The sequence below is a fragment of the Staphylococcus simiae genome, assembly GCF_002902085.1.
In the GTDB taxonomy this organism is placed as follows: Bacteria; Bacillota; Bacilli; order Staphylococcales; family Staphylococcaceae; genus Staphylococcus; species Staphylococcus simiae.
This window is the reverse complement of record NZ_PPQR01000013.1, coordinates 15,302-28,531: the sequence shown is the minus strand read 5'-3', so window position 1 is coordinate 28,531 and position 13,230 is coordinate 15,302. Positions and strand designations below refer to the sequence as shown.

Genomic DNA, 13,230 nt, shown 5'->3' with positions numbered 1-13,230 from the left:
AAAGGGAGTTTAAAAATGGCTAAAAGAACAACTTATTGTGGTTTAGTTACTGAAGAATTATTAAATCAAGAAATTACTTTAAAAGGTTGGGTACACAATCGTCGTGATTTAGGAGGCTTAATCTTTATTGATTTAAGAGATAGAGAAGGGATTGTTCAAATCGTTTTTAATCCTGACTTTTCAGAAGAAGCTTTAAAAATTGCTGAAACTGTGCGTTCAGAATATGTTGTAGAAGTACAAGGGGTTGTAACGAAACGTGATCCTGAAACAGTTAATCCTAAAATCAAAACTGGACAAGTAGAAGTTCAAGTTTCTAATATTAAAATTATTAATAAATCAGAGACACCTCCATTTGCAATTAACGAAGATAATGTCAATGTTGATGAAAATATTCGTTTAAAATATAGATATTTAGACTTACGTCGTCAAGAATTAGCTCAAACATTCAAAATGAGACATCAAATCACAAAATCAATTCGTCAATACTTAGATAATGATGGTTTCTTTGATATTGAAACACCAGTGTTAACGAAATCAACACCTGAAGGTGCACGTGACTATTTAGTTCCTTCACGTGTTCATGAAGGTGAATTTTACGCCTTACCTCAATCGCCACAATTATTTAAACAGTTATTAATGATAAGCGGCTTCGATAAATATTATCAAATCGTAAAATGTTTTAGAGATGAAGATTTACGAGCTGATAGACAACCTGAATTTACCCAAGTCGATATTGAAATGAGCTTTGTAGACCAAGAAGATGTCATGGCTATGGGTGAAGAAATGTTGAAAAAAGTTGTCAAAGAAGTTAAGGGAGTAGACTTACAAGACCAATTCCCAAGAATGACATATGAGGAAGCAATGAATCGTTTCGGTTCAGATAAACCAGATACACGTTTTGATATGGAATTAATAAATGTTGGTCAATTAGGTCATGAAATGGACTTTAAAGTCTTTAAAGATACAGTAAATAACGGTGGCGAAATTAAAGCGATTGTAGCTAAAGGTGCTGCTGAACAATATACAAGAAAAGATATGGATACTTTAACTGAATTTGTGAATATTTATGGTGCTAAAGGATTGGCATGGGTTAAAGTTGTTGAAGATGGTTTAACTGGTCCAATTGCACGATTCTTTGAAGATATTAATGTTGAAACACTTAAGTCATTAACAGGTGCACAAGCAGGTGACTTAGTGATGTTCGTTGCTGATAAGCCAAGTGTTGTTGCACAAAGTTTAGGTGCCTTACGTGTTAAATTAGCTAAAGAATTAGGTTTAATTGATGAAACGAAATTAAACTTCTTGTGGGTAACAGATTGGCCATTATTAGAATATGATGAAGATAGCAAACGCTATGTAGCAGCGCATCATCCATTCACATCTCCTAAACAAGAAGATATCGCTAAATTAGATAGTGCACCAGAACAAGCTCAAGCCAATGCATATGACATTGTATTAAATGGTTATGAACTTGGCGGTGGATCAATTCGTATACACGATGGCGAATTACAACAAAAAATGTTCGAAGTTCTTGGATTTACAAAAGAACAAGCACAAGAACAATTCGGTTTCTTACTTGATGCATTCAAATACGGCGCACCACCACACGGCGGTATAGCATTAGGCTTAGACCGATTAGTCATGTTATTAACAAACAGAACAAATTTAAGAGATACAATTGCATTCCCTAAAACAGCTTCTGCTACATGTCTGTTAACAAATGCACCAGGCGAAGTATCAGAAAAACAATTAGAAGAATTATCATTGAGAATTCGTCGTTAATCACTAATTGTTAAAAGTTTTTAAATTATAGTTCTTTAAAATTTCAATACTAAAATATTTATGCTATTATAGCATCATAAGATAGTCATCTGAGTTGTGCGTATGTTTGCTTTTTAATTTGGGCCTAACACTCTTTGATCAGGGAGCCCAATAGGTTTTCTTGCAGCGTACACGCCTTATTACAAGGACGTACAAAACGAGAAACAGGGCACCCACCTGTATATAGCAGGCCGAATGATCAAGCTACTATAACTACGGCAACTCGGACTCTATCAATGCGCAAGACATTGTCTTGCGTATTTTTATGCACATTTTTATGGCTCTCTATTTTTTAGGACTGATAAATAAAAAATGAATAATTTAAAATAAAAAAATATTTTGTTCCACTCACATATGCGTATAAAATAATCATTGATTATTTATTATGAATCAATGTTAAAATATAATATATTATGTTTGTTATAAAATGATTTCAGACGAAATAAGATTATTAAAACTGGCAGTCTACTAATTGCAAAAGAAGAATAAGTGAAATAAGGAATACAATTTGTTGTGAATTCAACTATTGTATATGCAGTTGTTATGGACTGACGATATAAGAACTGCAATAAGGAGATATAACTATGAAACATCAATTTTCAAGAAATGAACTTGCTATAGGTCAACAAGGATTAGATTTATTAAAACAACAAACAGTCGTTGTATTAGGTGTTGGTGGGGTTGGATCATTTGCAGCTGAAGCATTAGCTCGTACTAATATTGGTCACATTATTTTAATTGATAAAGATGATGTTGATATTACAAATGTTAATAGACAGTTACATGCGTTAACTTCAACAATTGGTCAAAGTAAAGTAACATTAATGGAAGAACGTATTAAATTGATTAATCCAGATTGTAAAGTGACATCTTTACATATGTTTTATACTGAAGATACATACGAAGACATCTTTAATAACTATGATATTGATTATGTTATTGATGCTAGTGATACCATTATGTACAAAGTACACTTAATGAAAGAATGTTTGGATAGAGGCATTAAAATGATTTCAAGTATGGGTGCAGCTAATAAAACAGACCCAACTAAATTTGAAATAGCTGATATTTCAAAGACACACACAGATCCAATGGCAAAAATTATTCGTCAAAAATTGAAAAAAGCTGGTATTCGAAAAGGAATCCCTGTTGTTTTTTCTGATGAAAGTCCAATAGTAATTAGAGAAGATGTTAAAGAAGTCGTTGGTGATAAAAATGCAATAAATCGTAAAGGTCAAATTCCACCCTCTTCAAATGCGTTTGTTCCAAGTGTAGTAGGATTGATTTGTGCTAGCTATGTTATTAATGATGTTTTAAAAGACATTCCTGTAACTCGCATTAAAGATAGAGGGCAATAACAACTGATAAACTGAATAACAAGATAGTGACTTAAAAAATCAACCTTCGTTATACGTATTTATATAACGAAGGTTTTTTGGTGTTTTCATAATTTTGGTGTTTTCATAATTTTGGTGTTTTCATAATTTTGGTGTTTTCATAATTTTGGTGTTTTCATAATTTTGGTGTTTTCATAATTTTTGGTGTTTTCATAATTTTGGTGTTTTCATAAGAGTAAGTTGTTATTTACGTTTTTGACGTAAATTGTCATAAATTTCTTTGAATTGTAATTCACTTTTAGAAGTTGTTTTAGGTTCATAGTATTGTCTGTTTTTTAGTTTATCTGGTAGATATTGTTGTACGACATGGCCATTATCATAATTATGAGGATATTTATAACCTATTGCACGTCCTAATTCTTTGGCACCTTGATAATGACCATCTCTTAAATGATCAGGAATTTGTCCTACATGACCTTGTCTAATATCAGATAATGCACTATCGATAGCTGTGATAGCTGAATTAGATTTTGGAGATAGGCATAATTCTATAACAGCTTGACTTAAAGGAATACGTGCTTCTGGCAAACCTAGACGTTCAGCTGATTCAATTGCAGCTAATGTTCGTTGTCCAGCATTAGGTGAAGCTAAACCAATATCTTCGAAACTGATAACTAGTAAACGTCTAACAATTGTTGGTAAATCGCCAGCTTCAATAAGTCGAGCTAAATAATGTAATGCAGCGTTGACATCACTGCCACGAATTGATTTTTGAAAAGCACTCATGACATCGTAGTGCATATCACCATCTTTATCACTAATAAATGCACCTTTTTGTAAGCAATCTTTAGCATCTTGTAATGTAATGTGACGGTAACCATCTTCACTTACTTCTGCACTTAATACAGCTAATTCAAGCGCATTAAGTGCACTACGAACATCGCCTTGACTTTGGGTTGAAAAGTAAGTCATGGCATCATCATTTATGACAGGCTGGTATGATGCTAAGCCACGTTCATTATCGTTTATGGCACGTTCTAATGCGGTATAAATATCTGAACTTTCTAATGGAAAAAGTTCAAAGATTTGTGCTCTTGAACGTATAGCAGGATTAATAGCGTGATAAGGATTTGAAGTAGTTGCTCCAATTAAGACAATTTTGCCATTTTCTAGGTGAGGTAATAGAAAGTCTTGTTTAGCTTTATCCAAACGATGAATTTCATCTAATAACAAAATGACTTGTCCAGACATTTTTGCTTCTTCAACGACAAGTTGCATATCTTTCTTAGTATTAGTAACAGCATTAAGTTGTCTGAACTTATACTGAGTACTGCCAGAAATTGCTTTAGCAATACTAGTCTTACCTATACCAGGCGGTCCATAAAAAATCATTGAAGATAATTTATTAGTCTTAACCATCCTTCTTATGATACCTTTTTCACCAACTAAATGTTGTTGCGAAATGATTTCATCTATGTTTTTGGGTCTCATTCTTGACGCTAATGGTTCAGTACTCACATTTGTCACACCTTTCTAATACTATCTTAACTTAAAAAATGATAAAATGGGAGTAACTAATATTCGAATTAAGTGAGGTTATACAATGAAAATATCAACAAAAGGGAGATATGGACTAACGTTAATGATTTCTCTTGCTAAAAAAGAAGGGCAAGGCTGTATATCATTAAAAACAATTGCTGAGGAAAACAATTTAAGTGATTTATACTTAGAGCAATTAGTTGGTCCATTAAGAAATGCAGGTTTAATTCGAAGTGTTCGTGGTGCAAAAGGTGGTTATCAACTAAGAGTGCCAGCTGAAGAAATATCAGCAGGCGATATTATCAGACTGTTAGAAGGACCAATAACCTTTGTAGAAAGCATCGAATCAGAACCACCTGCGCAAAAACAATTATGGCTACGTATGAGAGATGCAGTCAGAGATGTGTTAGATAATACAACCTTAAAATATTTAGCAGATTACAATGAAACAAATGAAAATTTAGATGGTTACATGTTTTATATATAATAACTTAAAAAATATGTCTTATGTTTAGTTGACCTTGTTTGTGGTATACACTAATATACATCAAATAAGGTTTTAAAATTGATAACATAATTTTATACTTTGATGTAATCAAACATTTGTTAAGGAGAGTATTATTATGAGTTTCATGGATAAAGCAAAAGACGCCGCTGAAAAATTTAAAAATAGTGATAACAAACAAGTTGAACAAGTGAAAGAAAAAATTAATGAGTACACTGGTGGTAACAAAGAAAACGACCACAAAGAAGATAAAAAAGATGACAAATAAAACTCAAAAGCATCCGTAAGTTATTTTTAGTTGCGGATGCTTTTTTTCATATTCAAAATTCAAAAATCGGACTGATAGAAAATAACTTAAAATTTTCTATCAGTCCGATTTTTTATAGAGCAAAAAATTTTAATACTCAGTGTCTAGTTTAGTTGAAGTATAAAGTTTAATTCACTTTTACTATCAAAGATGATTTTTAAATAAGTTATACATGTTCTTTATTCAATTCATCAATCACGTTAGCAAATCGACGATATGATTCAACTTGTTGTTCTTTATCATAAATATAACTAATAGCCATAAATTCATCAACTTGACCATATTCAGACATGAAATCTTTGATTTGTTGTTTGACTGATGATTCAGAACCTACAAGTGACGTTTGTAATCTTGCATTTGCCATAGCGTATTCCCTAGGAGATAGTAAACTCTGTAAATTATTTGTCGGTGGTTGAACAGGTTGCATACGTCCTCTAGTAATACTAACCATAACTTGCGCCATTGTTGTTGCAAGAAATTGTGCTTCATCGTCAGTTTCAGCAACGATTGTATTTAAACAAACCATGACATAGGGTTGGGATAGCACATCTGAGGGTTCAAATAGTTCTTTATAAATAGCAATTGCTTCTTTCATTTGTTGAGGTGCAAAATGTCCAGCAAAGACATAAGGTAATCCCATTCTTGCTGCTAAATGAGCTGAGTCAGTTGATGAGCCAAGAATATATAATGGAACTTGTTTATTTACTGCAGGATAAGCACGTACATAGGCTTGTTGACTAGCCGGTCCAAAATATTGTTGTAATGAAGCGACTTCTTCTGGAAATTTATAGACCCCATCATGTTGGTCTCTACGTAAGGCACTCGCAGTCATCATATCAGTGCCTGGTGCACGACCTAAGCCTAAATCAACTCGGTTAGGAAACATAGTTGCCATAGTACCAAATTGTTCTGCAACAATAAGTGGGGCGTGATTAGGTAGCATGATACCACCTGATCCTACTTTAATACGTTGTGTATGTTCAAGCGTATGTTGAATTAATAATGCAGTAGCTGAACTTACTAAAAATGGTGCATTATGGTGTTCAGCAATCCAATAACGCTCATAATTTAAATCATCTAAATGTTGCGCTAATGTCACCATATCTTTGATTGCTATACTTTCATCTTCACCTTCACGAATTGGAACTAAATTTAAAGCTGAATACTTAATAGACATATTATGTCAGCATCCTTTCATTTTTATAGTATTTGCAGTATAGCAATTGAATGGACTTTTAAATATAAAACTGCTCATAGTTATAACTTTTTAAAGTTTAAACAAGTTACAACATAAAAGTTAACACGATTTTGTTATGACTATCGTAAAAAGTGAGTATGAAATGTTACTATTAATATATCTTTGAAATTAAACATTTAAAACAGAACAGTAGAAAAATAGCATGTAAGGTGCTATTATTGGAACATTGATAAAATTGTGAGGAGTGTCCTAACATGGAAATTTATGCAGATTATGCTGCGACCACACCAGTAAAACCTGAAGTTATTGATGTTATGACTAAGATGTATCAAACACATTATGGCAACCCATCATCTATTCATACTATTGGTAGAGATGCACGAAAATATTTAGATCAATCAAGACGTCAAATAGCACAAATTTTAGGTGCAAAACCAAACGAAATTATTTTTACAAGTGGTGCAACAGAATCTAATAATACTGCTATAAAAGGTATTGTGAAAGCAAATGAACAACTCGGTAATCATATCATCACTTCAAAAATTGAACATCATTCCGTTTTACATGTCTTCGAACAACTTGAAAAAGAAGGTTATGATGTCACTTATCTTGATGTCGATGATACTGGAGCTATTGATTTAGACCAACTTGCAGAAACGATTAACGATCAAACGATTCTGGTTTCAATTATGTTTGTTAATAATGAAGTTGGTACAGTACAACAAATATATGATATAGAAGATATTATTGCTGATACGCATGCATTTTTCCATGTTGATGCAGTACAAGCTATAGGACATTTAGATATAAAATTTGAAGACTTTAACATAGATGCTATGAGTATTACGGCGCATAAATTCGGCGGACCAAAAGGCGTTGGCGCTTTATTAATTAAAGACCATTTACCAATTGATTTTATGCAACTGGGTGGTGAACAAGAATTCAAACGTCGTGCAGGTACTGAAAATTTACCTCAAATTGTTGGAATGGCTAAGGCATTAGAATTAGCAGATGAAAATAGAGATAACAATAACTTGCATTTAATGAATTTAAAAGAACAATTCTTAGTTAAGTTACAAGAAAGGGCCATTCCTTTCGAATTGAATGGATCGATGACATCGTCAACTGGCCATATTGTCAATTTATATTTTCCATTTATAGAAGTAGAAACAATGTTAACGTTACTTGATTTAGCTCATATATATGTATCGTCTGGTTCTGCATGTACTGCTGGTTCTACGCAACCTTCACATGTCTTAGCTGCAATGTATGAAGACGAAGAACGTGCTCATCATTCAATTAGATTTAGTTTTAATGAACTGACAACAGAAGATGACATAAATAATATAGTAGCAGAAATTCATAAAATATATTTTAAATTTAAGGAGGAATCATAAGTGTCAAACAAAGATATACGCGTCGTTGTTGGTATGTCAGGTGGTGTTGATAGTTCTGTCACAGCACATTTGTTAAAAGAACAAGGCTATGATGTTATCGGCATTTTTATGAAAAACTGGGATGATACAGATGAAAATGGTGTTTGTACTGCAACTGAAGATTATAATGACGTTATTGAAGTTTGTAATCAAATTGGTATACCATATTATGCTGTCAATTTTGAAAAAGAATACTGGGACAAAGTATTTACGTATTTCTTAGATGAATATAAAAAAGGACGCACACCAAATCCAGATGTCATGTGTAATAAAGAAATCAAATTTAAAGCCTTTTTGGAACATGCGATGAATTTAGGTGCTGATTATGTTGCTACAGGGCATTATGCTCGAATTCGTCGTCATGATGATGGACATGTAGAAATGTTACGAGGCGTTGATAATAATAAAGATCAAACATACTTCTTAAATCAATTGTCTCAACAACAACTTTCTAAAGTGATGTTCCCAATTGGTAATATTGAGAAAAGTGAAGTTCGTAAAATCGCTGAGGAACAAGGTTTGGCAACTGCTAAGAAAAAGGATTCAACAGGAATTTGTTTTATTGGTGAAAAGAACTTCAAAACATTTTTATCTCAATATTTACCGGCCCAATCTGGAGAAATGGTGACACTTGATGGTAAGAAAATGGGGCAACATAGTGGTTTAATGTATTATACTATCGGACAACGTCATGGGTTAGGTATTGGCGGTGATGGTGACCCTTGGTTTGTAGTTGGTAAAAATTTACAACAAAATGTATTATATGTAGAACAAGGTTTCCATCATGATGCATTATATAGTGATTATTTAATCGCATCTGATTATTCATTTATAAATCCGGATGATGTAGATTTACAACAAGGTTTCACATGCACAGCCAAATTTAGATACCGTCAAAAAGATACTAAAGTATTTGTACAACAAGAAGATGATCACACTATCCGAGTAACATTTGATGAACCTGTTAGAGCAATTACACCAGGTCAAGCTGTGGTCTTTTATCAAGATGAAGTATGCCTTGGTGGGGCAACTATTGATGATGTCTATAAAACAAGTGGGCAGTTAAGCTACGTAGTTTAGCACATGGTTAGCAATTTTATACTTAGAAGAATTATGACCATCGCTTGCAAGTATATATGGGAGTGGGACAGACATTAATTTTAAATAACATTTATTTAGTAATCCCACCCCGGCAAGACTAACTAGCTTTGTAAAACGTTAATGTATCAATATTTTACAAATCAGACAGTTACTGCCAACTGCTTGAATTTAAGCAGGAAATGTTTGTCTCTGGCTCATAGTACCAATAATGTATTAATCCCTGTCACTAAAATATGGTGATGGGGTTTTTACGCATTAATATAAAGGGCCTTATTTGTCAGTTAAATTGTTCATTTTAAAATTTTTAATTAAGATGTTAAAATAAAATGTAATATAAAAATGATTTAGAATATACCACAGAGTTATAATATAAAAATGTATGCGACTATAGCAGTCTTGTGAGGCTCCTCATTAGACTGCTTCGTTAATTTAATATGAATATGATGCTGTCAATTTCTATCTAAATGAATATTTAAGTGATAATTATACGAGTCAAAACGAGATGGAACAGACATTATTTTTTAACAGATGTTATAATAGTTCAGAAATGAGGGTGAAACATGATTGAGCAACAAACAATATATCAATATATACAGCAAGGAAAAATAGAACAAGCATTACAAGCACTGTTTGATAATATTGAAGAAGAACCTAATACAGTAGAGAATTATATTAATGCAGGAATAGTGTTAGCAGATGCTAATGAAATTGATAAAGCAGAACGTTTTTTCCAAAAAGCGTTAACACTTGATGCCAACAATGGTGTTATCTATTATAATTTAGCTAATCTTTATTATAATCAACAACGATATCAAGATGCTATTAAATTGTATCAACAAGCGCTTGAAACTAAAATAGAACAAGTCGATTGTAATTATATGATAGGGATGTCTTTTAATCAGTTAGAAGCCTTTAAACAAGCACTACCATATTTTATGACAGCTGCAGAGCTGGATCAGCAAGATGATACTGAAATACAGTTTCAATACGGCTTAATTTTATGTCGCTTAGAAATGTTTGATCAAGCTATTCAACAATTACAACATGTATTAACTATTGATTCTGAACATGTAGACGCATTATATAATCTAGGTTTAGCAACATATATGAAGAATGAAAATATTGAAGAAGCTATCACATATTTTCAACGTGCAGTTGATATTGATCCGCAACATTTATTAAGTCAACATGCTTTAAAGACATTTACAATGGCACTAGAGGAGGAATAATATGACGAACCCTACACTTTTTGATTACTCAATGATCAAGGGCGCTGTTGAAGCTATTTTATTTCAAAACAGTGATAATTTTTATACTGTTCTAAAAGTAGATACAATTGAGACAAATGAAGACTTTGATTCGATGCCAACAGTTGTAGGGTTTTTTCCTAATATTGTTGAAGGTGATGTCTATACGTTTAAAGGCCAAATCTTTGAACATCCTAGGTATGGTAAACAACTGAAAGCAGAAACTTTTGAAAAAGAAATGCCACAAACTAAAGAAGCTATTATTAGTTATTTATCAAGTGATTTATTTAAAGGTATCGGTAAAAAAACTGCACAAAATATAGTGAATGCGCTAGGAGATAATGCCATTAACGATATTTTAAATGATGCTTCCATTTTAGACAAAGTACCAAGTCTCCCTAAAAAGAAACAAAAGCAAATTGCTGAGCAGATAGCGGCTAATCAAGAATCAGAAAAAGTAATGATTAGATTGCATGATTTAGGTTTTGGTCCAAAATTATCAATGGCCATTTATCAGTTTTATTTAAGCGAAACAATAGATATTTTAAATAAAAATCCTTATCAATTAATCTATGATATTAAAGGTATTGGTTTTAACAAAGCCGATCAATTAGCTAGAAATATAGGCTTAGCATACAATGATCCTGAAAGATTAAAAGCAGCATTATTATATACATTAGAAGAAGAATGTATTAAACAAGGGCATACATATTTACCTAGTAACGTAGTGGTCGATTTAACGATACAAGTGCTAAATTATCAAAGTAATGATGAAACGATTGATGCATCATTATTAGAAGAAATGTTGCTACATTTAAGTGAAGAAAAAAAACTAATAGTTAAAGAAGAACAAGTTTCTATTCCTAGTCTTTATTATTCAGAAATTAAGAGTGTCCAAAATTTATATCGCGTGGCGACCAATACGACCAAATTAAAAGAAATAGAATTATCAGATTTACAGATGCATATTGGAGAAATTGAAGCGCATAATCAGGTGAACTATGCTGATTCTCAAAAAGAAGCATTACAAATGGCCATAAATTCAAAAGTAATGTTATTGACTGGTGGTCCAGGTACAGGTAAAACAACAGTAATAAAAGGTATTGTAGAATTATATGCAGAGATTCATGGTTTGTCTTTAGATTATGATGATTATGCTAATGATGATTATCCGATTGTGTTAGCAGCACCAACAGGACGTGCATCAAAACGGTTACATGAATCAACAGGACTTGAAGCGATGACCATTCATCGATTGATCGGCTGGAATCAAGACACACAACCTGAAGATATATTAGATAATGAAATCAATGCTAGATTAATTATAATTGATGAGATGTCGATGGTAGATACATGGTTGTTTCATCAATTTTTAAGTGCTGTTCCGTTAGATGCTCAGTTAATTTTTGTAGGAGATGAAGATCAATTACCATCTGTTGGTCCAGGGCAAGTATTTAAAGATTTAATTGATTCAAAAGTTATTTCTAGAGTTAATCTAACGGAAGTTTATCGACAACAAGATGGCTCAAGTATTATTGAACTTGCACATCGAATGAAAATGGGACAGCCAATAGATATTACGCAGCGTTATCATGATCGCAGTTTTATCAACTGTAGTGTCAATCAGATTCCAGATGTTGTAGATAAAGTCGTTACGAGTGCTGTAGCTAAAGGATATAACATGAGTGATATCCAAGTATTAGCACCAATGTATAAAGGGAATGCTGGTATTAAGCGTCTAAATCAAGTACTGCAAGATATTTTAAATCCTAAACAAAAAGATAGTCGTGAAATAGAGTTTGGTGATGTTTTGTTTAGAAAAGGTGATAAAGTTCTTCAACTAGTGAACCGACCAAATGATAATATTTTTAACGGTGACATTGGCGTTATTGTAGGTATTTTTTGGGCGAAAGAAAATGCATTGAATAAAGATGTCTTAGTTGTGGACTTTGAAGGTAATGAAATTACGTTTACTAGACAAGATATGATGGAATTAACACATGCATATTGTACATCTATTCATAAATCACAAGGTTCAGAATTTCCTATAGTCATTATGCCTATAGTTAAACAATATTTTAGAATGTTACAAAGACCTATTTTATATACTGGATTGACACGTGCCAAAACGAGTTTAGTTTTACTAGGAGATCCTGACGCATTTGATATTGGGTTAAAAACACGTGGACAAGAACGTTTAACTCAATTATGTACATTACTTATTGGATATTTTAATAATGGCGGAGAACAGGACAGCAATACTTTATTATCACAAGAGCAACAAGTGGCTAATGACATTGTTGAAGAAGAAATTCGACAAGAGGTCAAAGACGAACCAAAAGAATCGATTTCTCTTGTATTATCAGAAGAAACAATGTTTAAAATTAATCCAATGATTAATATGGGAAATGTATCTCCATATGACTTTATCGAACGTTGACAACTGGATTAATAATAACTAAAATAGAATTAAATTAATATGAAGATGAGTAATTAGTTGTTAGCTTAATAGAGATGTACTGGTTGGTGCAAAGTACAACAGCAACTAACGAACGCTACTTTATATAAAACTGTATAGTCGATTTTAAGTGATAGGTATACATGATAGTTCATAGTATATTTATAACTAGGGTGGTACCGCGAAAACGTTCGTCCCTTTTGAGGATGAACGTTTTTTTATCTTTATGCAACTTAATTGTGCGAATAATTTCCCAAAATTATGTTCCCTCTCAAATTAGA

Annotated in this window: 10 protein-coding genes and 1 other RNA gene; 9 read left to right on the top strand and 2 right to left on the bottom strand. The window is 32.4% G+C overall.

The features are described from left to right. The first annotated feature begins 15 nt into the window (after positions 1-15). The 3 genes from aspS (at position 16) to CD113_RS01980 (ending at position 3,179) form a co-directional block, all read left to right on the top strand. Entirely contained in the window at positions 16-1,782 is a 1,767-nt protein-coding gene (aspS, locus tag CD113_RS01990) for an aspartate--tRNA ligase (RefSeq protein WP_002462065.1), read from the top strand. Between the two features lie 83 nt (positions 1,783-1,865). Continuing rightward, a non-coding RNA gene (gene ssrS / locus CD113_RS01985) (6S RNA) lies at positions 1,866-2,055 on the top strand. Between the two features lie 350 nt (positions 2,056-2,405). Continuing rightward, on the top strand, positions 2,406-3,179 hold the full coding sequence (locus tag CD113_RS01980; protein ID WP_002462066.1) for a tRNA threonylcarbamoyladenosine dehydratase: 774 nt from the start codon (positions 2,406-2,408) through the stop codon (positions 3,177-3,179). A gap of 222 nt (positions 3,180-3,401) precedes the next feature. Here the strand turns inward: CD113_RS01980 and CD113_RS01975 are convergent, their stop codons facing one another. Beyond that, positions 3,402-4,676, bottom strand: a complete 1,275-nt coding sequence (locus tag CD113_RS01975) for a replication-associated recombination protein A (protein ID WP_002462067.1) — start codon at positions 4,674-4,676, stop codon at positions 3,402-3,404. A gap of 85 nt (positions 4,677-4,761) precedes the next feature. Here CD113_RS01975 and cymR point away from each other — a divergent pair, with 85 nt between their 5' ends. Together cymR and CD113_RS01965 are read left to right on the top strand one after the other, a co-directional pair. Continuing rightward, the gene (cymR, locus tag CD113_RS01970; RefSeq protein WP_002462068.1) at positions 4,762-5,184 is read left to right on the top strand and encodes a cysteine metabolism transcriptional regulator CymR; all 423 of its coding nucleotides are present in this window, start codon (positions 4,762-4,764) and stop codon (positions 5,182-5,184) included. A gap of 136 nt (positions 5,185-5,320) precedes the next feature. Beyond that, positions 5,321-5,470 (top strand): SAS049 family protein, encoded by a 150-nt coding sequence (locus CD113_RS01965; protein WP_002462069.1) that lies wholly within the window; start codon positions 5,321-5,323, stop codon positions 5,468-5,470. 205 nt (positions 5,471-5,675) lie between these two features. Here CD113_RS01965 and CD113_RS01960 read toward each other — a convergent pair whose 3' ends face one another. Next, on the bottom strand, positions 5,676-6,686 hold the full coding sequence (locus tag CD113_RS01960; protein WP_002462071.1) for an LLM class flavin-dependent oxidoreductase: 1,011 nt from the start codon (positions 6,684-6,686) through the stop codon (positions 5,676-5,678). 275 nt (positions 6,687-6,961) lie between these two features. Between CD113_RS01960 and CD113_RS01955 the strand changes: the two genes are divergently transcribed. From CD113_RS01955 to recD2, 4 genes are all read left to right on the top strand, one after another. Then, complete coding sequence (locus CD113_RS01955; RefSeq protein ID WP_002462072.1) at positions 6,962-8,104, top strand: cysteine desulfurase family protein; 1,143 nt, start codon at positions 6,962-6,964, stop codon at positions 8,102-8,104. Next, positions 8,105-9,223 carry a tRNA 2-thiouridine(34) synthase MnmA gene (gene mnmA, locus CD113_RS01950; RefSeq protein WP_002462073.1) on the top strand — a complete coding sequence of 373 codons (1,119 nt, stop codon included), beginning with the start codon at positions 8,105-8,107 and terminating at the stop codon, positions 9,221-9,223. A gap of 581 nt (positions 9,224-9,804) precedes the next feature. Continuing rightward, positions 9,805-10,473 carry a tetratricopeptide repeat protein gene (locus CD113_RS01945; protein WP_002462075.1) on the top strand — a complete coding sequence of 223 codons (669 nt, stop codon included), beginning with the start codon at positions 9,805-9,807 and terminating at the stop codon, positions 10,471-10,473. Position 10,474: 1 nt separating this feature from the next. Then, positions 10,475-12,931 (top strand): SF1B family DNA helicase RecD2, encoded by a 2,457-nt coding sequence (recD2, locus tag CD113_RS01940; RefSeq protein ID WP_002462077.1) that lies wholly within the window; start codon positions 10,475-10,477, stop codon positions 12,929-12,931. Positions 12,932-13,230: the final 299 nt, after the last annotated feature.